The organism is Mycetocola reblochoni REB411 (assembly GCF_900163835.1).
GTDB lineage: Bacteria > Actinomycetota > Actinomycetes > Actinomycetales > Microbacteriaceae > Mycetocola_B > Mycetocola_B reblochoni.
The window spans coordinates 1-21,665 of sequence record NZ_FUKR01000032.1 but is presented as its reverse complement, the minus strand read 5'-3'; the positions used below and the strand labels follow the sequence as shown (position 1 = coordinate 21,665).

At 63.4% G+C, this 21,665-nt stretch carries 17 protein-coding genes and 1 pseudogene; 11 read left to right on the top strand and 7 right to left on the bottom strand.

Annotated elements, in window-relative coordinates; genetic code table 11:
- Positions 1–42: 42 nt before the first annotated feature.
- The 7 genes from FM119_RS05035 (at position 43) to FM119_RS13530 (ending at position 9,616) form a co-directional block, all read left to right on the top strand.
- Positions 43–1,596: a helix-turn-helix domain-containing protein gene (locus FM119_RS05035; RefSeq protein ID WP_087136594.1), complete on the top strand. Its 1,554-nt coding sequence runs from the start codon at positions 43–45 to the stop codon at positions 1,594–1,596.
- Between the two features lie 115 nt (positions 1,597–1,711).
- Positions 1,712–2,746, top strand: a complete 1,035-nt coding sequence (locus FM119_RS05030) for a magnesium transporter CorA family protein (protein WP_179205209.1) — start codon at positions 1,712–1,714, stop codon at positions 2,744–2,746.
- A 436-nt stretch (positions 2,747–3,182) separates the two neighbouring features.
- Positions 3,183–3,461, top strand: coding sequence for a helix-turn-helix domain-containing protein (locus FM119_RS14380; RefSeq protein WP_121657516.1), 279 nt, complete (start codon positions 3,183–3,185; stop codon positions 3,459–3,461).
- 60 nt (positions 3,462–3,521) lie between these two features.
- Positions 3,522–4,973 (top strand): SIR2 family protein, encoded by a 1,452-nt coding sequence (locus FM119_RS13535; protein WP_143822634.1) that lies wholly within the window; start codon positions 3,522–3,524, stop codon positions 4,971–4,973.
- Entirely contained in the window at positions 4,970–5,608 is a 639-nt protein-coding gene (locus FM119_RS05025) for a hypothetical protein (RefSeq protein WP_087136592.1), read from the top strand. Before FM119_RS13535 ends, FM119_RS05025 begins: the two co-directional genes overlap by 4 nt.
- Positions 5,605–7,791, top strand: a complete 2,187-nt coding sequence (locus tag FM119_RS05020) for an ATP-binding protein (RefSeq protein WP_087136591.1) — start codon at positions 5,605–5,607, stop codon at positions 7,789–7,791. Before FM119_RS05025 ends, FM119_RS05020 begins: the two co-directional genes overlap by 4 nt.
- A 553-nt stretch (positions 7,792–8,344) precedes the next feature.
- Positions 8,345–9,616: a hypothetical protein gene (locus FM119_RS13530; RefSeq protein ID WP_143822633.1), complete on the top strand. Its 1,272-nt coding sequence runs from the start codon at positions 8,345–8,347 to the stop codon at positions 9,614–9,616.
- A gap of 94 nt (positions 9,617–9,710) precedes the next feature.
- Here the strand turns inward: FM119_RS13530 and FM119_RS05015 are convergent, their stop codons facing one another.
- Both FM119_RS05015 and mobF read right to left on the bottom strand, forming a co-directional pair.
- Positions 9,711–10,067, bottom strand: coding sequence for a sulfate permease (locus FM119_RS05015; protein ID WP_087136590.1), 357 nt, complete (start codon positions 10,065–10,067; stop codon positions 9,711–9,713).
- Positions 10,068–10,219: 152 nt separating this feature from the next.
- Complete coding sequence (gene mobF, locus FM119_RS05010; RefSeq protein ID WP_087136753.1) at positions 10,220–13,756, bottom strand: MobF family relaxase; 3,537 nt, start codon at positions 13,754–13,756, stop codon at positions 10,220–10,222.
- A gap of 225 nt (positions 13,757–13,981) precedes the next feature.
- Here mobF and FM119_RS14160 point away from each other — a divergent pair.
- The 3 genes and pseudogenes from FM119_RS14160 to FM119_RS05000 all read left to right on the top strand — a co-directional run.
- Positions 13,982–14,443: pseudogene (locus FM119_RS14160) on the top strand (DNA cytosine methyltransferase); the annotation flags it as partial.
- 46 nt (positions 14,444–14,489) lie between these two features.
- Complete coding sequence (locus tag FM119_RS14155) at positions 14,490–14,927, top strand: hypothetical protein (protein WP_245827310.1); 438 nt, start codon at positions 14,490–14,492, stop codon at positions 14,925–14,927.
- 296 nt (positions 14,928–15,223) lie between these two features.
- On the top strand, positions 15,224–15,904 hold the full coding sequence (locus tag FM119_RS05000; RefSeq protein ID WP_087136589.1) for a metal-dependent transcriptional regulator: 681 nt from the start codon (positions 15,224–15,226) through the stop codon (positions 15,902–15,904).
- On the opposite strand, the gene FM119_RS04995 is transcribed toward FM119_RS05000, so the two are convergent.
- From FM119_RS04995 to FM119_RS04975, 5 genes are read right to left on the bottom strand one after another with little or no spacing between them, the layout of a single operon-like run.
- A complete protein-coding gene (locus FM119_RS04995) occupies positions 15,880–16,602 on the bottom strand; it encodes a metal-dependent transcriptional regulator (RefSeq protein WP_087136588.1) in 723 nt (240 codons plus the stop codon). The two genes, FM119_RS05000 and FM119_RS04995, sit on opposite strands and share 25 nt — an antisense overlap.
- A gap of 9 nt (positions 16,603–16,611) precedes the next feature.
- Positions 16,612–17,487 (bottom strand): metal ABC transporter permease, encoded by an 876-nt coding sequence (locus FM119_RS04990; protein ID WP_087136587.1) that lies wholly within the window; start codon positions 17,485–17,487, stop codon positions 16,612–16,614.
- Positions 17,487–18,224 carry a metal ABC transporter ATP-binding protein gene (locus tag FM119_RS04985; RefSeq protein ID WP_087136586.1) on the bottom strand — a complete coding sequence of 246 codons (738 nt, stop codon included), beginning with the start codon at positions 18,222–18,224 and terminating at the stop codon, positions 17,487–17,489. Before FM119_RS04985 ends, FM119_RS04990 begins: the two co-directional genes overlap by 1 nt.
- Positions 18,221–19,174 carry a metal ABC transporter substrate-binding protein gene (locus FM119_RS04980; RefSeq protein ID WP_087136585.1) on the bottom strand — a complete coding sequence of 318 codons (954 nt, stop codon included), beginning with the start codon at positions 19,172–19,174 and terminating at the stop codon, positions 18,221–18,223. Before FM119_RS04980 ends, FM119_RS04985 begins: the two co-directional genes overlap by 4 nt.
- Before the next feature lie 58 nt (positions 19,175–19,232).
- Entirely contained in the window at positions 19,233–21,098 is a 1,866-nt protein-coding gene (locus FM119_RS04975) for a phosphoenolpyruvate carboxykinase (GTP) (RefSeq protein ID WP_087136584.1), read from the bottom strand.
- 245 nt (positions 21,099–21,343) lie between these two features.
- On the opposite strand from FM119_RS04975, the gene nrdI reads away from it, so the two are divergent.
- The coding region (gene nrdI / locus FM119_RS04970) for a class Ib ribonucleoside-diphosphate reductase assembly flavoprotein NrdI (RefSeq protein WP_087136583.1) at positions 21,344–21,665 on the top strand (322 nt) is incomplete at its 3' end.

The following is a 21,665-nucleotide window of genomic DNA, read 5'->3' as shown; positions in this document are numbered from 1 at the left end:
CATAGCTCGCCATTCATCTCATGAACGAGTTAGGCTGGCGCCATGACATCGACCACACCTGTGTCCGACACCACCGCTCCCCTGCGCCAGATCGGCGCGCTGATCCGCTCGACGCGCCAGTCGAAGCAGCTCACCCAGGCTCAGCTCGCCGAACGCGTCGGGACCAGTCAGAGCGCCATCAACCGCATCGAGCAGGGCGGCCAGAACCTCGGCCTCGACCTGCTCACCCGCATTGGCAGCGCGCTGGAGAGCGACATCGTCACGGTCGGCGACCAGCGGCGCGCCTCCCACATCCGTGTGCACGGCGGCCGCCAGCTCTCCGGCACGATCGAGGTGCGCTCCAGCAAGAACGCCGCAGTCGCGCTCCTCTGCGCGTCCCTGCTGAACCGCGGCCGCACGACCCTGCACGGGATTGCCCGCATCGTCGAGGTCGACCGCATCATCGACGTGCTGCGCAGCCTCGGCGTGCAGGTGGACTGGTCCGAGGACGGTGCTGACGTCACCATCCAGGTCCCCGAGCGGCTCGACTTCGACCACCTCGACGAGGCGGCGGGTCGACGCACCCGGAGCGTTCTGATGTTCCTCGGTCCGCTGCTCGGTCAGCACACGCGCTTCGCCCTGCCCTACGCCGGCGGGTGCGACCTGGGCACGCGCACGGTCGAACCGCACCTCATCGCGCTGCGGCCGTTCGGGCTCGAGGTCGAGGCGACGACCGGGTGGTATCAGGCCACCGTGGCCGAGGACACCGGTGCCGAGCTGACCGTCGTCCTGACCGAGCGCGGCGACACCGTCACGGAGAACGCGATCATGGCCGCGGCCGCCCGCCGCGGGGTGACGACGATCCGCAACGCCAGCCCCAACTACATGGTTCAGGACCTCTGCTTCTACCTGGAGAAGCTCGGTGTCGGCATCGAGGGGATCGGCACGACGACCCTCCGCATCACGGGCAGCGGACCGCTCGACGCCGACGTGGACTACTGGCCGAGCGAGGACCCGATCGAGGCCATGAGCCTGCTCACCGCGGGAATCGTCACGCAGTCGGAGATCACCGTCACGCGGGTGCCCATCGAGTTCATGGAGATCGAGCTGGCGACGCTGTCCGAGATGGGCCTGCGGTCGAGCCGGAGCACGGAGTACGCAGCCGAGAACGGCAGGACCCGACTCGTCGACGTGACCGTGTACCCCTCCGAGCTGCGCGCCCCGATCGACAAGATCCATCCGATGCCCTTCCCCGGCCTCAACATCGACAACCTCCCCTTCTTCACGGTCATCGCGGCGACGGCCACCGGCAGCACCCTCATCCACGACTGGGTGTACGAGGGGCGCTCGATCCACCTGACCGACCTCACGCGCCTCGGCGCCAACGTCCGGTTGCGCGACCCGCACCGGCTCGACGTGGAGGGTCCCACCCGGTGGTCCGGCGCCGAGGTCAACTGCCCTCCGGCCCTCCGGCCCGCGGTGGCGATCCTGCTGGCGATGCTCGCGGCCAAGGGCACGAGCGTCCTGCGCAATGTCGACATCATCGCCAGGGGGTACGAGCAGTTGCAGGAGCGCCTCATCTCCCTCGGCGCCGACATCGAGACCTTCAAGGACTGAGCCGGGAGCTTCCGCGCGTGCGGGTCTGTGGCGAGTCCTCGTCACGGGCCCGCACGCGTGTCGGTCGCGCCCCTGCCGCCGACGCGGCGTACGGGGTCTCCGTATGCTGGGGCACATGGTCACGGTCACCGCGTTCACGGACGGCGTCGCGTCGAAGGGCTCCCCCACGCTGGAGTCGCTCGAGGCCGGCGGCAGGGGTGACGCCGACGTCCTCTGGATCGACGCGGACGACGCCGAGGCCGCTGCGGAGGCCGTGGGGCGGATCGCCTCCGCGGTCGGGCTCCCGTCGTGGGCGATCGCCCGGCTGCAGCGTCACCGCTCGCATCCGTCGCTGTATAGGGCGGGCCCGGTGACCACGATCGCCCTGCGCATCCACACCACGGCTGAGGAACGCGACGGCTCCGGCGACGAGGCGACGGGCGAACCCCGCTCCCACGGACGCACCACGGACACCCATGCCGCGAACGCGCGCCTGCTCGTGCTCATCGCCCCCGGGGTCCTGATCACCATCCGTCCGCACGGGGCCTGGCCCCTCCAACCGCTGCGGGATCGGTGGTCGGCGCATCCCGAGCTCGTCGCGGGAGGGGCTCTCGGACTGCTCTGGGCCGTTCTCGACATGGCCGCCGACAGCCAGATGTCGCAGCTCACCCGGCTGGACACCCGGCTGGAGCACCTCGAGCGGTCCGTTTTCGTCGAGGAGCCGGACACCGCGGCGGTGCAGCGCGACGCGTACGCCCTGTTCAAGGCGCTTGCCCATGAGCGCCGGGTGGCGGTCCCGTTGCGGGACGCCGCAGCCCAGTTCCTCGCCGATCCGCCTGGGGCCGTTCCCGACGCACTCGTTCCGTACCTGAGGGAGGTGCGGGATCATGCTCAGCGCGTCACCGAGTGGGCCGACTCCTTGACGCAGCTGGTGACGAGCATCGTCGACACCAACATGAGCAACGTGAACAACCGGCTGAACCTGATCATGAAGAAGGTGACGAGCTGGGCGGCGATCATCGCCGTCCCGACGCTGGTCTCCGGCGTGTGGGGAATGAACGTTCCACTGCCCTGGCAGGGAAGCCCCGTGACGACCGCGGCCACGATCGCGACGATGGGACTCCTCGCCCTCGCGCTGTACATCCAGTTCAAACGCAAGGACTGGCTCTAGCCACCCGGTGGTTCTGCGAGGCCGGTCGTCCGGGCGGATGGCCGCCGTGGCCGGGGGCCGGCGCGGACATGCGTCGGTCCGGGATGAGTCGTCGTGGACTGTGCTGTTCACGGCCAATGCTCAGATGCTCGACCTGTTTCACGTGGGCCCAGGCCTGCCTCGTGCGGTCCGAGGGCGGTGATGTTCTGGCCCTGGCCGGTCTTGTCAGGTTCCCGGCCAATGTTGTGTGGGCCTTCCCAAGCGATTCTCAAACACGAGGCCGGCACTCAAAACGTTCATTCGCCGTGTTCTCAAGGGGTCTGAGCGACGCGGACCGCGGAGTCGAACCCCGGAGAGGCACGATTCGCGAGGCGTAGTCGCGAAGAATGCGGCGAAGTCTCAAACACGGTTGACCCCGGAACGGCGGGCGGAGTTGGTCGCGGACTATGAAGCGGGGATGCCAGTTCGAATGATCGCCGCGAAGTATGCAGTACATCGCGGGACAGTCCCCACGCTCGTCACCAAGGACGGAGCGCGGCTCAGGACGTCTGGGCTCAGTCTTACCGGCCGCGCCCATGCCGCTTCTTTATACGCAGAAGGTCTCACGCTACGGGAGGTCGCTGAACGGCTTGGCGTCGACGAGAAAACGGTCCGGAACGCAGTGGTGGAGGAGAGAGGTCTGATTCGGCCGCGAGGCAGACGCCCTCACGAGGCTCGCCGAGATTCTTCGGCTTGAGGAGGTGGAGTTAGTAGAGTAGGGATCATGTGATCACCACGGCTGACCTCATCGGTAGACGTGAAAGCTCTCACCGATGAGGAGGACGTGTTGCCAGAAGTTGACCCGAGCCAGTCGACAGACCCGGCAGCTTTCCCAGCGGAAATCCTTCAACGCATCACGGACGCAGCAGGCAGCCGCGTGGTACTCGTTGTTGGTGCAGGCGTCTCGATGGAGAAGCCGACCGGCTTTGCGAGTGGTGCGCACTACTCTCGCGAAGCATACCGGCGACTTGTTGCCGATGGCGTTCTGAACGACGGAGAGTGCACAGATCCCGACGACCTCTCCGTTCTAGCTGATCTGCTGTACGACAAGTACGGATCGCAGACTGAACTGACGAGTCGCCTACCGAAGGACGCTTGGCGGACGGCCGCCCCGAACTCGGGGCACCTCATAGCTGCCGCCTTGCTCATCGAAGGCGCGATTCGGCATGTGATCACTCTGAACTACGACTTGGCCTTCCAACACGCCGTAACCGCCCTGGGCAACAGCACGAACATCACATTCGTAGAAGGTCCTGACGAGCACGCGAACCTTGCTTCACATTCCGTGGTGCACCTACACCGAAGCGTCAATCAGCCCGAGGAGACCTGGGTACTCAGAAAGAGCGCGCTCGATACAGACTGGGCTGCAGAGTGGGAGAGCGTGATTGCAACTGCAAATCTGTCAGCTCCAGTCGTGGTATTCGTCGGCCTGGGCAGTCCCGCCAATGTTCTCACTGAGAGCGTCAGCAACCTCGCCGCAAAAGCCCAATCCTCCTACTATCTGGTCGACCGCAATCAAGACTCGAAGTTCCACGAAGCATTGAGCGCGAATCTCACCGGAACTGTCGACCTCTACTGGGGCGACTTCATGTCGAGACTCGCTCAAAGGGTAGTTCTCGAACAGTTGCAAAGAGTCCGTGACGCACATAGCCAGATGGCGGACGATGACCCCGAAATGGCGTTGCGCCGGTCGGAAGATGTCGCAACACCTATCCAAGAGATCACGCTGCTCGACCTCGGCCGCGCCAGAGCTACCTGGCTACTGGGCCCGCACTTCTATGCCGGAGAGGGTGACGCCGCGAACCAAAGGCAGATCGCGCACCTCCTGGTAGCAACGGACCACTTGTCGGCAGCGCTCGCAACGAGTTCCCTGGACCTGGATGAGCATGGCCGTCTCACGGTCAACACCGGTGGCGGTTCAACGCTCGTCTTTGGGCTTGCTCATGGTGGAGGCACCATTGCATGGAGCGCCATCAGCGCCAAGATTCGTGAGCGAAACAATCGCCTGGCGCCCCAGCAACGAACCAATCTTGTCATCGTGGCTGGAGCAAGAAACACGCGAACGCCAAGTGTTGATGACCTTGTTCGGGAGGACACATCAGGCGACCTCATTAGGGGCGCCGACAGCATTCACCCGATCTTCGCAGACGATTACCTAGGACGGCCCGCGACTGACTTGCAGTCAGCGGTTGAGGAGCTACGACGATGACCGACGCCGTTGTAACGAACGAACTGCTTCTCACCGAGATCACAAGGCTGCTTGCAGAGTCTGAGATCGTCCGCGTAGACAGCGCGCGCCACCGATCCTGGCCTTCCAGCTCGATGGCGTTCGAAGACGAGTACTCAGTGATCGCGGTGTGGGCATTTGAGTCGGTTGAAGAGCTCGTCGCCGGGTGGGGTACGGCACAGGATCACGTGGTCGATTTCCTAGGTGCGAACGTAATCGCGACCGACCCGAAGTCTTGGGATGGATACCTCATCCTCGTCGCGATGGACGGCGTTCCGGAGGAACTGGCTGCCGAGCTGAGCACCATACGTTCTGACACGCGGCGTGTACGCAAGTTGGTGCTGACAGCGGACGATCTACCAAGTCGTGTCTTCGATCCGCTGGAGTTGACACCACAGGTTAGGCGAACACTGGCGCCGATTCTCGACCTTGATCTCGACACCACTCCGGGGAGGGCTGACCCCTTGGCCACGCTCCCATCGCGCGTTGCGGGGGCTCTTGACAGCAATGCGCACCTCGACGTGGTCATCGCTGCGTATGAGGCAGGCGAGTCTCCTCTTGAAGCGCTCCACGAACGATTGATCGCAACCCAGCGGACAGGGATGGACGCACTATGAGAGTCACTGGAGTTTCCATCGCGGGGTTTGGCGGAGTCTCGGGCGAGGTTGACATCGACCTTGACGCAGACGTGGTGATCGTCGTTGGCGCGAATGGGTATGGCAAGACGACAATCTGCAACGCGATTTCATGGGCGATCTCGGGCAAGACCACCAGCACGCAGGGACCCCGAAACCTTTACAGCAAGTCGGGAACTACGACGGTTGAGTTGCGAACCGACTTCGACGGTGACGATGTTGTCATCACGAGGTCGTTGGAGAACCCGGGCGAGACCGACGCCAAGAAACTTCGCGCTCCACTTCGAGTGCGCGTTAACGAAGCGTCACTTCGTGGTGCGGATGCGGAGGTCTGGCTCCGCCAGAATCTCGCGGGCACGGATACCAACGAAGACTTCGCCACATTGGCACAGTCGTTCGTGGACTCGATCTACTTGAAGCAGGAGTCGCTACGGGAGTTCCTGACCGGACGCCAGGACACTGAGCGTTTCGATGCGGTCGCAAGCATGGTGGGTGCCGGGCGTCTACGAGAGTTCGCGGATGAACTCCAGTCGCACAAGCGAGCGTGGGTTCGCGCGGTCAACCAGGCTGACTCAGCGCTCGAGGGTGATCGCGCAAAGCTCGAAGACCTCGCAGCTTCGTTGTCCGTGCTTGAAACCGAGATCACCAAAGCAAATACGGCCGAGGTGATCGGCCGATGGCAGACATGGAGCAACGACGTTGAGGCGCTCGGCCTCGTCGCGACTACAGAAGCGAAAGAATGGGAGCTGAGCGAGAGTGCGCTGACAAAACTGCGTGCTGCCCTCAACCAGGAGCGCAGCACAATCGAGCAGGACGAAGCCGCCTTGCTTGCGGCACAGGCGGAACTGAACGTGCCGCTTCCCGAAAGTCCGGACGATGCTGAAGTCATCGAACTCGAACGTCAAGTTGCTGATCTGACGGATCAGAAGGAACAGGTCGAGCACGACATCCAGCTACTTCGCGTCGCAGTTGGAGAAGCAGATGCCGTGCGTAGACAGGCATCCTCTATTCGTGAAGAGCTCGCAAGTATGGCGTCGATCCTGCTCCGTCACGTGGCAGATAGCTGCGCAGCCTGTGGTCAAGAAGTCGATCCGGAAGCGTATCGTCGTCGCCTCGAATCCATCGCCAACGAAACAGAGAACGCCGCTCTCAGAGAAGGCGCTGAACTACAAAGAACAAAGCTCCAAGCCGCAGAGAAGCGTCTGGGTGAACTGTCCCTGCAACTCAAGACTGTCTCAGATCAGCACCGCGCCATGCTCGAACAACGCGCATCAGCACAAGCGGCGAAGGAGCATCGGGAAAGCAGAGTAAAGGAGATTCTGGCCAGCTTCTCTGATGATCTGCCTGACGCGTCAGCAGAGGCGGGCAGCGAAATCCAACGACTCGCATCTGAACTAGATCGTGTAGCGAGGCGGAAGTCTCAGATTGCGCGGACATTGGAGGCAGGGCGCGAGTTCGATGCAGCAGCTTCACTGGACTCGTCGAAGACACGACGTGATCGAATCGAAATCGAGTCCAAGGCACTTCGCAGCTCTTTGGCTTCCAAGGAGCAAGACATTGCCGATCGGCGGCGCACAAATGACGTCGCTACCGCACTTCTTGATGCAGTGAAGTCAGACGCGGAGACGTTTGTTGCCGACCGTTTGAAGCAGTTGAAGCCTCTCCTGCGTCAGTTCTACGCAGCAATCGACCCCCATCCAACGTTCCGATCCGTTGAGATTGCCACACGCCAGTTCGGTGGGAAGCACCGACTCACGCCCATGCTGCGTGACGACGAGGTTCAGGTCGATGTCACGGAGCCCGGGGAGACGCTATCTACATCGCAAGCAAACGCGCTTGCCGTCTCCTTGTTCCTCTCGTTCAACCTCGGCTTCGCGCCTACTCACGTGAAGTCATTGATACTCGATGACCCGCTTCAGAACCTGGACGACGTGCACCTTCTCGGCCTCGTTGATCTGCTTCGCAAGATACTCCCTCATCGCCAACTGATCGTTACAACCCACGATCACGCGTTCGCCTCGTTGTTGGCGAGGAAACTTCGCCCGGTAAGCGAAGATTTCCGAACCACCTACGTCCGCTTCACGAAGTGGGACCGCAACGGTCCTGGTGTTGAGCAATGGGATGTCCCTGCGGAAACCAGCCCCCTGAAGCTTGTCGCCCCGTAACTACCTCGGACAACCTTGCGGGTAAGGCTTAGGAGGATTTCGCTGACAGATCGGGGACCGACGCGTGGAGTATGAGTTCGAAGAGACGCATTCAGTGCGGATCGGTGCGCTCCTGGATAACCATGCTCATGGTGCGAGCGACACTACCGAGATTTGGACGAGGTCCTGGTCGGATGCGGACTATGGATCACTGGCTGACCCGGTCCGACTCGAGTTCGACTTCCTTTTCGGCGTCGAGCTCCAAGAGGACTTCACAACTGCAGGGTCCGTTGCGTTAGAGGAATCAAATGTCAGAGCGACCGCCACCCGCCCGTTTGCCGCGACCCCGGAGGCAGCTTGGCTACTTCGCGAAGCACTGCTGAGTTCGGTTTCGGACCACATGGTTCGTGCTCACCTCGCTGATCTGATCCTTAGCGGAAGGCGGGACGCTTCGCCTGCACACGCAGAAGCGACCGTTGAGCACTATCGAACCTGCGCGAGAGATGACGGCCTCGAACCAGGGCGCCGGGCGATATCACTTGCGAGAGCTAACACGATCGCGCGAAGCCGCCGAATGACGACCGAGGCCTCCGTGCGAGAGCAGGCACTGAAACTCGCCCGAGAAATGCTCACTCTCGGCCACAGCCACGCCGCGCTGACTCTGTTCGCTCTCTTGAGCGTTCCGGCTAGAGATGGCTCCACAGCTTCTTCGGAGCGAATCGAAGTTCGAGAGTCCCTCCGAGGAATCGCTGCGACAGCGCCCGAGTTCATCGATGAGATCGTCAGGTTGCTCCATCTGGCGGCAGAGAGTGAAGAGGACCAGACAGCGGCCGCGCGACTCCACATTTCCTGGTATCTCGATAACGCACGGGGCGAGACCAACGGGCTACGAAAGGTCTACTTCGGGTACGAGGCAATGCAACTGGCAGAGAGGTACGCGCAGTTCGATCTCCGAGACGACGCAGCCGTCTTTCTTCAGGCTGCAGGCGAAGATGTCGAGTTGCAGACGTTTGAGCACGACTTACCTATTTCGAGGAACCATCTTCGACGTCATCTTCGGAAGTACCGGCATGCGCGTGATTGGCGTGATGCTTACCGAGTATTTCTCGCTGGGGCAGCGCCGACCGGTGATCACGCAAGGAACGTGACAGAAGCAGAGACCGGGCGTCAGGGTTTGCTGTCGTTGGTGAGCAACATCTCTCTTGGACCCTTGAACCTGCCCACCCGAACAGGTGCCAGTGCTGAAGAAGAGCAACTTCATCGGATCGAAGGCAGCAACATCGGTACGATGGCGAGCATTCTCGCGCTCGAACTTGAGCACATTGATTCGAGATTCGACAGCCCCAGCCGTGAAGAGTTCGCCAACTGGTTCGCCGGCATCTTTGCTTGTGATCCGGTTCTATCGGAGCAGCTTGCTGACGCTCAGAAGCGCCATTGGGAAAGAGACTTTACCGGAGCGTCCCTTGTGTGCCTGCCCCTCATTGAGGCCGCGGCCCGGGGCCTACTACTGAAGCTCGATGAACCGCTCTACAGAGCAGAACGAGGCGCAAGCCCTGGTCGATTCCCAGCTTTGGACTTCTACGTCCAGGCGCTCGAAGATAACGGCCTGGATGTCGACTGGGTTCGCACGCTTCGCGCCACCTTGCTATCCGACGGACTGAACATCCGCAACCTGAGCGCGCACGGATTCAAGTCTCGCTTCAACGAAGGCGAGTCAGCCCTTCTCGTGAGACTGGCTGGGTTCGCTTGTGCGCTCGCCGGCACGATCGATCACGCCGAGCTATCGAAGCCGCTCGTTCCAGTTCGCGCGGGTTTACGGCGGCGTATCGGATGGATCTGGTCTTAAGTCTCCTCGTTGCGGCTCCTGTTCCCTCCGGCGCGCAAGTGGGTGATCTTTCCTGACAGTTGGTGCTGTACGCACGCGCAGTCTTCGCAGGTGGTCATGCCTTTTGATCGACCAGCTCAGCCATGGCTCGCTGCTCTGCATGAGCAGCGGCTGCTTCCGATACACGGACGCTGGAAAGCAGGATCAGGCTGACCGGCCCCATGATGACGAACTTCATTGTGTTCCACAGGCAGAGGAGCACGAGAAGGTTGAGCCATCCGGGCCCGCCGTCTGCGATGAGGGTGGTGAGGGTGCTCGCGGCGAGGAGGTAGGGCGCGGCGAGGAGCATCGCGGGTACGCCCCATTTGAGTCCTCGGCGGGTGCGGATGGCGTCGAGGAGGATGTTGGTGGGCATGTAGCGGCGCAGGAATGCGCGGGTGTGGACGCTGAGGGTCCAGAGTTGGCGGATCATGACGGGGTTTCCTCTCACATGCACGACGAAGTGTCGGAGGCGGTGCGTGTGTGAGTGGCCTTGCGGCCTGCCCCGAGGAGCGTCATATCAAGGAGAAATCCGCCTCATTATCAGGTTACGACGTACCGGTGACATTCGGAAGGGCAATGGGGTCACAGGCCTCGCCTCGCGCCCTCACGCCGCACGGTCCGCGCCGGGTCGTCGTGTCGTTCGGTGGCAGCGAGATCGCTGAGCCTTGCGAGAGCCGCTTTCGCTCTCGCAAGGTCGATCTTCTGCGCGTCACTGTCGGGTGCCGGGCCGAGCGGAGCGCGCGTGTTGATGCCGTAGCGGTCTCGGTACGCGGCCACGGTTCTCGCCTGCTGTCTCCACGCTGCCGCGGCTCGCGTATCAGGTGGCATGTCTCCGAGTGCGAGCGCCCATTCGTGACGCTCGGTGAGAGCATGGTCGAGGACGGCCACGGCACGTTGCTCGATCAGCTCGCGTCGCTCTGTGAGGGCTTTTCGCATCTCGCCACTCATGGGTCCTGCGGCTTCGGGGATGAGGCCGGCGATCAGGCGGGGTACCTTGCGGGTGCGCCCGGAACCGGCGGGTTTGGCGGTTGCGCGGGCGAGACGGTGATGGAGCACGGAGGCAATGTCGTCGGCGTCGACGAAGCTGCGCGCTGCGACCAGGCGCGGCATGAGGGTGTCGATGTTGTGGTGGTTCGCTTCGGCTCTGCGGAGTTCGGTGGTGAGTGCGCCGAAGGCGTCGGAGTGGATCGTGTCTTCTGCTTCGTCCGGGGTGAGCCCTGCTTCGCGGATGAGGGTGGCGAAGCGGTCGTGTTGGGCTGCTTGCGCGATCGTCTCGTACTCGGCCGCGAGCTGCGCCACCGACCCCCAGGTTTCTTGCTCGGTGGTGATCGTCTCGTGCGCGGACAGCTCGGCACCGACGTGCTGCAGCACCCCGTAGAGCACGCTCCGTGCAGTCGAATCCGGATCATCGGCAGGATGCGGTGAGGTGTGACTGTCGTCGGGTCGGTCGGTGGCGACGTAGGCGAGATTCGCGTGCCGGCCGCGGGTCATCGCGACATACAGGTTCTCCCTCGTCGTGGACGGATCAACAAGAACATGCGAGGTGTCGGTCGTGATTCCTTGCGCCCTATGCGTCGTCACTGCGTACCCCAAATCGACGTGATCCGAGACGTAGCCGGCCGGGAGGATCACGGTGCCGCGGCTGTTCGCGCGGCGTGCGGTGAGTGATCCGTCGTCTCGGATGTCGGTGACTATCCAACGGTCGCCGTTGCGCACCCATCCTCGCGGGGTGCGGAGGCGGCGGTCGTTCTTGCGGGTGATGATCGTGTCACCCACACCGGCACGGGCGTCGCTTTGGAGAGCGACTTCGCGGCGGGCATCCACGGTGCCATCGAGGATGAGGTCAGCCCGGGCGCGCTGGTTCAGCGCGTGGACGGATTCGTTGGAGTCCGCGATCAGCACCGTCGAGGCGCCGGAGAGGGTGTCCGTGCGCCAGGCGGTGTAGGCGGCATCGATCATCGCCTCGGTGTTGCCGCCGCTGACGCGGTCATGTTCGGCGTAGGTGTCGATGGACTCGGTACGGCCGTGGCGGAGATCAAGGGAGGCGGTCTTCTCCCATGCATTGACGAATCGGTGGACATCGACCAGTTCCGGGGCATCGTCGCGGTCGTGCACGAGGAGTGAGAACGCGCCGCCGGCGGTGACGGATTGCAGTTGCGCCCAGTCACCCACGAGCAGCACCTTGGCCCCGACCTCTGCGGCGTGCGCCGTGATGCGATCCAACGAAAGGGTGCCGGCGAGGGAGGCTTCGTCCACGATCACGAGCTGTCCCCTGCGGAACGATGCGCCAATGTCGTGGTGGTCTTGCCACCACTTCGCGGTGTTCTCCGTTCGTATGCCGAGATCGTCTGCGAGGACCTGCGCTGCGACCGCTGACGGGGCGAGGCCGCCGACACTGCCACGCCCGTGTTCCCGCTCCCACCCAGTACGCAACGCGCGCATTGCTGTCGTCTTTCCGGCACCCGCCGGGCCAACCAACACATCGACTACACGACCTGAAATCGCAACAGCGGTGAGGGCTGCGGCTTGGTCGTCGGCGAGGAGCCTGCCGTCGCGATCTGGGCGACGGCTGACCTTCTCGATCACTTCGACCGGCACCGTGGGTGCGGTCATGGTGCGGGCGCGCTCGAGGAGCCGATCTTCTGCCGCGAGGATGGCCGGTGACGAGTACACCGTTGACGCGATCGGCCGGAACCTGCTCGTGTCATCAGAGCGGCGGAACACGGCCGGGCTGGACGCGAGCTCGGGCGGAGTCAGTCGCAGGGAGGCGTGTTCGGCGGCATCGACGACCATTCCCACGACGGCTTCGCGATCCCTCGTGGTGGCGAACCGGTAGGGCATCGTTTGGCGGGCAGCCTCGGCGGTGAGGTTCCATCGGCGCCAGGTTGAGCGCTTCTCACCGACCGCCTCGACCACAATCCTGCCTAGCGTGGCGATCACAACCAGCGGCACATCATCAGCGCGCAACAGCAACGGTGCAGCGTTCGCGGTGACGGTACGGGCCCAGCGGGTGGCGTCTTCACCGAGCAGGTGCGACCCACGCTCCCGCCACTCACCGGTGAGGTCCGCGAGCGAACGAACCTGCTTCTCCGGCCTCGTCGCCAACGTTGCCTGCGCGCGGAGCTTGATGACCGTCGCAAGCGACGGTTGCCTGCCGTGACGGGCAACGTACTCAGCGATGAGCCGGTTCTTCTCCTGATCAATCTGCCGTGACCTGGACGAGAACTCCGCCACCAACCTCTCCGGCACCGTAGCGATCGCCCACGCAGGGTTGCGGTCACGCCCCATGACGCGGGCTTCCCACTCGACACCGAACGCGCGCGTGAGGTGGTCAGCGAACACGGCTTCGTGGAGTTCGGAGAGCGCGACGGTAGCGGCGTGCAGGGGTCGGCCGTCGAGAGAGCGCCATTTACCGTCGTGCACGGCCTGCACCTTGTTCGAGATCACCACATGCGTATGCAGATGCGGGTCACCAGCCCGCGAGTCGTAGTGATCGAACGCGGTCGCGATCACCCCGGATACATCGGCTTGCGCAACAGCCCCGTTGCGGCCTGCGGCACCGACGCGGGTTGCGGCAACCTCGCGTTCGATGAACGCAACCATCTCTGCAACCGCCGCATGGTGCGCGTCCGCAATCAGCGATTGCGTGCCCGCGTCGGACACTGCCCACAGCACTGATGCGGACTTCGGAATCGAGAACGTGAAATCGAACCCCGCAACCGCCTTCCGCGCGCCCCGTGCGCTCTCCTCAGCCTCGATTACGGCGACCGCCTCAGCACGCTCGGTCACAGGACGATCAGCGTCGAGACGTGTAGTGCGGTGCTCAATGCGCTCGGCCACCGTCGGGTACTTCCGATACGGCCTGCCGAGCTCCTGACTGGTCACCGGGTCAAGGCCCTGCCCGATCAGACGCTGAAGCTGCTCTTCGCTGACTTCGTCTCCCACAGCGAGCGCACCGTTACCGAGCACGGTTACGGCTGATCCCATCCACCGCCCGGGCGGGGTGCCTTCCTCGGTGTAGTACCTCGTCAGCGGGGTCGAGAGTGCACGGTCGCCGTCGCTGGATGCGACGGTGCGCAGGAGGTACTTGTAGCCGTCGCCGGCGGACATCACCCGCATCGAAACCGTCACCAGCCGCCACCTCTCTTCACCCCGAAGGTGAGCCGCACCAACCGCTGTCGTGGTGACTTCTGAGGTCACTTTCGGACGGTGGCGCTCCTCGCTTGCAAGACGCGTGACAACTCGTGCGAGCGAACCGCGAAGGACTGAGTGGCGAAGGACTGAGTGGCGAACGTCGGTGGCGGATATCTACGTGAGGCTCAGTGACGGAATAGGCGCTGAGCCGTGTGCGGCCGGTGCACCTGGCTGGTGACCATCCCGGGGCAGCAGCACGACTCCGGGATCACTGTTCTAGGAGGCTCACCCGTGGCAGACCTGCCCCTCGTCAGCCCGGCCACGCCACTGCGTGTCGGGTCACTGTTCTCCGGCTATGGCGGGCTCGATCTCGCCGTCGAAGAAGTCTTCAACGCCCGCACGATATGGTTCTCCGAGATCAACGAACCCGTCGCGCGTGTCTTCTCCCACCACTGGCCCGATGCGCCGAACCTCGGCGACATCACCACTATCGACTGGGACACCGTCCCACCGGTGGACATCCTCTGCGGCGGGTTCCCTTGCCAAGATGTGTCGACTGTCGGGAAGATGGCCGGCCTGGCACCGGGCACCCGCTCCGGCCTCTGGGGACACATGGCGGCAGCGATCGACGCGCTGCAACCCGAATGGGTCGTAATCGAGAACGTCCGTGGGTTGCTCTCCGCGCCCGCGATCCGCGCAAACCTCGAAGGAGACGATAATGAGCAACGCAACTTCAGAGATGCAACCCCCGACAGTGCAACCCCTCGCGGTGTGGAACCCGACCCGTGGCATCTGGGAGAAGCCGCAACTCGACCTCTTCGGGCAGCAGGAGCAGTTCTGGGAGACCCGGCCGACCTCAGGTTTGACGCGCGATGGCTCGGTTTACCCGCTTCCGACATCGGGGCACCCCACCCCAGGTACCGTGTGTTCATCCTCGCCCACCGCACTCTTCCGGACACCACTCGCGTCGGACGCCTCACGCGGCGGGGAGAGTCTGCAACAGGTGAAGGAACGCCGGGGCACGATCGCGCTGAGTCATCAGATCATAGACCTCGCCCTCCACGGACCGAGCGGGTACCGTACCGAGGAACCCGAGAGCCTGTGGTCGTTGATCGGGCAACTCTTCGACGCTGGGGACGATACGCCGAAGCCGTGACTCGATGGGAGCAGATCGCTGGCCGTGTTGCGCCCTCGCCTGCGCATTTGAGCGACGACACCGGCCCCCGTCCCGCACCCGCGTTTGTGGAATGGCTCATGGGTCTTCCATCGGGATGGGTAACTGATGCCCAGCATGGACTTACCGCAAATCAGCAGCTCGCCGCACTTGGAAATGGCGTGTTGCCGAGGCAAGCGAGCGCTGCGATTACGGCGCTAATCGTGAGCTTGGTGCACGAAAGCACATAGTCGAAAACATCTGCGCCGTAGTTCAAAGTTCGGCAGTACCATGAGTAAATGTCCGTCTCAGCGCTTTCCGCCAGCACACAGAACTATCTGAAGGCCATATGGGGCCTCACGGAGTGGTCGTCCGCGCAGGTGACGCCGACGCTGATCGCGGAGCGGACGGGATTAAAGCTCTCCTCCGTCTCTGATGCCGTCCGCAAGCTCGCGTCGCAGGGGCTCGTAGACCACGCGCCTTACGGGGCGGTGGAGTTGACGGAGACCGGACGTTCGTATGCGTTGGTGATGGTCAGGCGGCATCGCCTCATCGAGGCGTTCCTTGTGAGTGTCCTGGGCTACTCCTGGGATCAAGTGCACGATGAGGCAGAGCACCTTGAGCATGCGGTGTCAGATTTCATGATCGACCGGATCGATGAGTTTCTGGAGTTCCCCACCCGCGACCCGCATGGCGACCCCATCCCGTCAGCAGACGGCACCGTACATATCCCAGATGCAACGCAACTGACTACGGTAGGAGCGGGGCACCGTGTTCTGGTCGAACGCATCTCGGACTCGGACCCCGCGCTCCTACAGTTCTTTCAGGAGCAAGGATTTGTGGTCGGAGCGACACTCGATATCGGCGAAGGGGCGGCCTTTTCGGATTCGCTTGATGTGCGGGTGGCGGAGGCAGCGTCCTCAGTGGCGTTGGGACGTTCGGCTACGGATGCGCTCTACGTGTCCATCGCAGACGGTTGAGCCAGCAGTTGCTCCGTTTCTTCGGGGAGTGACCCGCGAAGCGCCCCTATTCCGGCCGGGAGTAGCGTTCCGTGCCATTGTGCCGTGCGGACGTCAGCGACGTGCGAACCCGTTGCACTTGCGCGGATCTGCATCCGAGTGCCCGGGCGGAGGTTCCGCTCGTCGAGGAAGGTCAGTATTTCCACAGGCGCGTCGGCGACTCGCGTGATCACGACCGGAGTCCGGTGCAAGTGAACCAGCTGTCCCAGCGGTGAGTCGGTGAGGGGTTCGATGTCGCCGCCTGGTGTAGGGATGGGTTGCCCGTAGGGGTCGTGGGTGGGCTCGTCGAGGGAGGCTTCGATCCGCTGGAGAAACCTAGGTGAACTGCTGCCTTCCAGGGCTTCTGCGTTTGTGGCGAGTTCGCTCCAAGGGAGGTTGAGGATGTCGTGAAGGAAGCAACGAAGTATTCGATTGGCCCGCACGACCTGTATCGCTTCTAACCGCCCCTCCGGCGTAAGCGAAACACTCTTGTACCGTTCGTGTTCGATCAGGCCATCGCCGACGAGACGTTTGACCTGTTCGGAAACGCTTCCCGGAACATGTTGCAGTGCGCGGGCGAGGCCGGTGATCGTGACCGGCACATGATCGGATTCGGTCAGGGACCAGATCGCACGAAGATACCGCGCTCTGGTCCCTGACCGGTCGCTTTTGCCACGCATACGGGGCCCTCACTGAGCAGCGGCGAGCGCTCGGCGACGACGTGAGCTCAGGACTCGGGTTCCGATGAGGCCGTGCCGGGGGCTGAAGAGGTAGACCATTGCGAACACGGCCCCCTGGGCGAGGACGACCATGCCTCCGGAGGCGGTGTCGAGGTAGTAGCTCAGGTAGAGGCCAATCACGGCGCAAGCGGCGGAGATGGCGGGGGCGATGATGAGCATGCGTCCAAACCGGTCGGTGAGGAGGTAGGCGGTGGCTCCTGGGATGATGAGCATCGCGACGACGAGGACCACGCCGACGGCTTGCAAAGCAACGACCGCGGTCAGTGCGAGGAGGCCGAGGAGGGCGGCACCGAGGAGCTTCGGGTTGAGCCCGATGGCGTGGGCGTGTGTGGGGTCGAAGGCGTAGAGGGTGAAGTCGCGGCGTTTGCTGATGAGAATGATGAAGGTGATCGCACCGAGGATGATGATCTGGATGAGGTCCGACCAGGAAACGCCGAGCAGGTTACCGAAGATGATGTGATTCAGGTCGGTCTGCGACGGCGTGACGGAGATCAGCACGAGCCCGAGGGCGAAGAGGGTGGTGAACACGATCCCAATTGCGGCGTCCTCCTTCACTCTGCTGGTGTCTCTCACCGCTCCGATCAGGGCGACGGCGAGGAAGCCGAAGATCACCGCGCCGAGCGCAAAGGGCGCACCGGCGATGTAGGCCAGGACGACACCAGGGAGGACGGCGTGGGAGACAGCGTCACCCATGAGCGACCAACCGATCAGGACGAGCCAGCAGGAGAGCACCGCGCACACGATCGAGGCGATCAGGGTGGTGGCGAGGGCTCTGACCATGAAGTCGTAGCTGAGGGGTTCGAGGAAGAATTCGATCAGGTTCATCAGTTGTCGCCTCGGTTCATGACGTCCAGGCCGAAGGCCAGGGCAAGGTTGTCGGGCTGGAGCACCAGGCCGGGTTCGCCGTGCATGAGCACGCGCCGCATGAGTAGCATGGCCTCGTCGGCCAGGTCGGGTAATGCGTGGAGGTCGTGGGTTGAGACGAGGATCGTTGCTCCGTCGCCGGCGAGTTCGCGCAGCAGACGGGTGATGGTCGCTTCGGAGCGCTTGTCGACGCCAGCGAATGGCTCGTCCAGCAGCAGGATCGTCGCGCCTTGCGCGATGCCGCGTGCCACGAAGGCGCGCTTCTTTTGGCCGCCTGAGAGTTGCCCGATCTGTCTATTTGCATATTCAGTGAGTTCCACCCGTTCCAACGCGTGATCAACGGCGTCATGGTCGGCCTTCCTCGCGTGGCGGGTGAAGCCCATGTGGGCGTAGCGTCCGGTCATGACGACGTCGCGCACCGTTACCGGGAAGGCCCAGTCCACGTCCTCACTCTGCGGCACGTAGCCCACGACGCCCGATTTGCGTGCTTTCGCGGGATTCTCACCCTCAACGCGCACAGTTCCGGAGTCGGGACGCAGGAGCCCCATGATGGTCTTGAACAGAGTGGATTTTCCAGATCCGTTCATCCCGATGAGTCCACATACGCGCCCGGCTTGGATGTCGAGGCTGGCGTGATCGAGGGCGAGGACCTCACCGTAGTGCACTGTGACGTCGTGCACTGAGATCGCTGCGGTCATGACTGCTGTCCGGTCAGGGCGTCGATGATGACGGTCGCGTCATGGCGAATGAGGTCGAGGTAGGTCGGCACCGGGCCGTCGGCTTCAGAGAGAGAGTCCACGTAGAGTGTGCCGCCGAAGACTGCATCGGTGGCCTCGACGACCTGCTGCATGGGTGCATCTGAAACGGTGGACTCGCAGAACACAGCGGGTACGTCGTTGGCGCGCACGAACTCGATCGCCGAGGTGATCTGCTGCGGCGTGGCCTGTTGCTCAGCGTTCACGGCCCAGATGTACTTCTCGGTCAGCCCGGCATCACGAGCGAGGTACGAGAACGCGCCCTCGCAGGTCACCAAAGCCCGCTGATTGGCAGGCAAAACTGATAGTTCCTCGACAAGTTCGTCTTGCACGCTCTGAAGCTCAGCCTTGTACGCCTCTCCGTTGGCCTCAAATGCGCTCGCGTTCTCTGGGTCGAGCTCGCTGAACGCCTCGACCATGTTGTCGACGTAGATCTGCACGTTCACTGGGCTCATCCACGCGTGCGGGTTCGGCAACCCGGCATAGGCGTCCTCACTGATATCCATCGTCTCGACTCCTTCGCTGACGACGACGTGAGGCACGTCCAGTCCCTCAACGAACTGCCCGAACCATGCTTCGAGGTTCATCCCGTTGTCAAGAATGAGGTCGGCTTCGGAGGCCTTTCGAATGTCCCCCGGCGTGGGCTCGTAACCGTGGATCTCCGCGCCAACCTTCGTGATCGACTCCACGCGCAAGTGGTCGCCGGCCACGTTCTCAGCAATGTCCGCGAGGACGGTGAAGGTGGTCAGTACCACCGGGCGTTCGTCGGCTGCGGCGTCGGCACCGCTGCCGGCACTGCTGCAGGCGGCGAGGCTGATCGTGAGTGCCGATGCTGCCAACAAAGCGAGCGAGCGTCGGATGGATCCTGGGGATCGGGGTGTGCTGCGGTTCATGCTCTATAAGTCCTTCATGTCAGGGTGTTCAATGGTCGCGTCTGCGGTACTGCCCACATCATTGGGCAATATCCGACGCTGGGTCGGAGGCGAGTGGTTGGAGAGTTTCAGCGACACGATGATGTGCATCCCAGATGGCTTGTGGGAGGTCTCGCAGGTTCGAGAGGTGCCCATGTCGGTGCTGCATTTCCTCGGCCCAGCGCTTCGTGTCGATTCGCAGCAGCCGGTCAAGATCCTCTGCGGGAACATCGAGGCCGGTGAGGTCGAGTTCTTCCGCTGTGGGGAGGACGCCTACTGGCGTGGGCTGCCCGTGGGCGTCCCCTGCGCGGTAGCGGAAGAGCCAGTTCAGCGCGCGGAGGTTCTCGCGGTAGCCAGGCCAGAGGTAGTGGCCGTCTTCGGGGTCGCGCTGGAACCAGTTGACGTGCGCGAATACCGGCAGCTCCCGCGCCTGGCTGAGGAGGCTCAGCCAGTGCTTCGCGTAGCGGCCTTCTGAGTAGGAGAAGAAGGGTCGCATCGACATGGGGTCGTATCTGAGTTGCCCGTCGACGCCCTCGGCGGCGAAGGTCGCCTCCGCGCCCAGGGTGAGGCCGTCGTAGACGCCGACCGCGAGGTCGTCGATGGCGCGGATCAGGGGTTCGCGGTCGCGGGTGCGACCGCCGAAGATGATCGCATCGATCACAACACCTGCAGGGTCTGCGGCATCGGCGGCGAGGTTCGGGATGCGTTCGAGGGGAATCGTGAAACGGCTGTTCGGGTGCGCCCACGGAGCATCCTGCTGGTCAGATCTGCGGTCGGCGATCGGGGCTCCGGTCCAGTCGAGCCAGCCCTCGAGTTCCGCAGGAGGCTGCGGGGTGAGACCCTCCCACCACACGTCGCCAGTGAGACGGTTGTAGGCGGTATTGGTGAAGATCGTGCCGGAGCCCTCCGCGATCGCAGCCATCGCCGTCGGGTTCGTACGCTCGTTCGTGTCTTTCGCCACCCCGAACGCGCCGTTCTCGGGGTTGATCGCCCGCAATCGGCCCTCGTCGTCGATCCACATCCAGGCGATATCGTCGCCGTAGAAGTCGACCCGGTACCGGTCGCCGAGAGCGTCGGGCGGCAGGGTCATCGCGAGGTTGGTCTTGCCCGACGCGCTTGGGAACCCGCCGCAGACGTGAGTGGTGGCACCGGTTTCGAGGTCGCGGATGCCTAACAGGAGGAACTGTTCGGCGAGGAACTTGCCCGAGAGGTAGCCGTCGTAGGAGGCTTGGCGGAGGCCGTGAGCGATTTTCCCGAGAAGTGCGTTGCCGCCGTAGGCGGAGCCGTAATGGAGGATCGTGCGCTCGTCGGCGATGGTCGCGAACAGGCGCGCGTCCTCCGGTGTGCCGTGCATGAGTGTGTCTGGATCGCCGGTGACCTGCACGCCGCGGACGAAGAAGTTCGGGTCGGTGAGCCCGTCGAAGTGTTCGAGGCCGACGCGGGTCATGCGGATCATCTGCAGCACCACGGTGCGATCATCGGTCAGCTCCACCCCGGCCGCGTAGGCCGCGAGCGGTGTGCCGGGCGGGGCCATCAGGTAGGGGACGACGTACATCGTCTTCCCGCGAGATGCGCCATGCATCCGCTCGACGATGAGCGGCTTCACCTCGCTCGCTGGCCGCCAGTTGTTGTAGCGGCCGCGGTCAGCGGGATCCGAGGTCGCGACAACCGTGCGTTCCTCGGAGCGGGCGGTGTCCTTCGGGTGGGATCTGGCATAGTACCGGCCCACACCAGCGGGCAGCAGTTCACCTGCGGCGAGGGCTTCGCCGATGAGCCGCGCGTCATCGGCAGCCGAGACGAGCTCGATCCGCTCGGGATCGGTGACCTCGGCCCACTCCTCCACGAATGCACGGATGCTCTCATTGTCAATCTCGGCAGGTATCGGGATTCGGCTCTCATCAGCCATGTGACACTCCTTCTTCTCTCTTTTCGCGTCTGAGCGCGTCCGACGACCGTCCTGCCCACAGTCACAGATCATCTGCGCACTTCACTCTAATGTTCGGCGTGCCGTAGTTTCAAATGTTGGCATGTCGTAGATCGGGGAACTACAGTGATGTTATTACTAGATACGCCGCTCCAAACTCTGGTGAGGCACAACATGTAGTGGTTGCTGGCGTGGCGCGTCGCAACCGAAGAGCGAGGAGGATCGCCATGCCAGCCCTATCCGAGTCCCGGCGCGAAGCGCCCTCTGTGCGCGAACTTGCCGCCGCCCGGTCGCCTGATCTGGTGTTCTTTTCGAGTGTTTCGGAGAACACTCGTCGCTTCGTCGACCGGCTCGACCGGCCCGCGGTTCGTGTTCCGTTGCGGCCCCGGGTGGAGGGGTTGATCCGGGTTACACGGCCGTTTGTGCTCGTTGTCCCCACGTACGGCGGAGGGGAACGAGCTGGGGCGGTACCGAAGCAGGTAATCCAGTTTCTGAACGACCCGGCGAACCGTGCCCTCATTCGGGGTGTGATCACGGCGGGGAACACGA

What these genes read in the sequence shown, in the direction of transcription:
- FM119_RS05035 (WP_087136594.1), top strand. Translation starts at nt 43, where the DNA reads ATGACATCGACCACACCTGTGTCCGACACCACCGCTCCCCTGCGCCAG.
- FM119_RS05030 (WP_179205209.1), top strand. Translation starts at nt 1,712, where the DNA reads ATGGTCACGGTCACCGCGTTCACGGACGGCGTCGCGTCGAAGGGCTCC.
- FM119_RS14380 (WP_121657516.1), top strand. Translation starts at nt 3,183, where the DNA reads ATGCCAGTTCGAATGATCGCCGCGAAGTATGCAGTACATCGCGGGACA.
- FM119_RS05025 (WP_087136592.1), top strand. Translation starts at nt 4,970, where the DNA reads ATGACCGACGCCGTTGTAACGAACGAACTGCTTCTCACCGAGATCACA.
- FM119_RS05020 (WP_087136591.1), top strand. Translation starts at nt 5,605, where the DNA reads ATGAGAGTCACTGGAGTTTCCATCGCGGGGTTTGGCGGAGTCTCGGGC.
- FM119_RS13530 (WP_143822633.1), top strand. Translation starts at nt 8,345, where the DNA reads ATGACGACCGAGGCCTCCGTGCGAGAGCAGGCACTGAAACTCGCCCGA.
- FM119_RS05015 (WP_087136590.1), bottom strand. Translation starts at nt 10,067, where the DNA reads ATGATCCGCCAACTCTGGACCCTCAGCGTCCACACCCGCGCATTCCTG.
- mobF (WP_087136753.1), bottom strand. Translation starts at nt 13,756, where the DNA reads ATGCGGGTGATGTCCGCCGGCGACGGCTACAAGTACCTCCTGCGCACC.
- FM119_RS14155 (WP_245827310.1), top strand. Translation starts at nt 14,490, where the DNA reads ATGAGCAACGCAACTTCAGAGATGCAACCCCCGACAGTGCAACCCCTC.
- FM119_RS05000 (WP_087136589.1), top strand. Translation starts at nt 15,224, where the DNA reads ATGTCCGTCTCAGCGCTTTCCGCCAGCACACAGAACTATCTGAAGGCC.
- FM119_RS04995 (WP_087136588.1), bottom strand. Translation starts at nt 16,602, where the DNA reads ATGCGTGGCAAAAGCGACCGGTCAGGGACCAGAGCGCGGTATCTTCGT.
- FM119_RS04990 (WP_087136587.1), bottom strand. Translation starts at nt 17,487, where the DNA reads ATGAACCTGATCGAATTCTTCCTCGAACCCCTCAGCTACGACTTCATG.
- FM119_RS04985 (WP_087136586.1), bottom strand. Translation starts at nt 18,224, where the DNA reads ATGACCGCAGCGATCTCAGTGCACGACGTCACAGTGCACTACGGTGAG.
- FM119_RS04980 (WP_087136585.1), bottom strand. Translation starts at nt 19,174, where the DNA reads ATGAACCGCAGCACACCCCGATCCCCAGGATCCATCCGACGCTCGCTC.
- FM119_RS04975 (WP_087136584.1), bottom strand. Translation starts at nt 21,098, where the DNA reads ATGGCTGATGAGAGCCGAATCCCGATACCTGCCGAGATTGACAATGAG.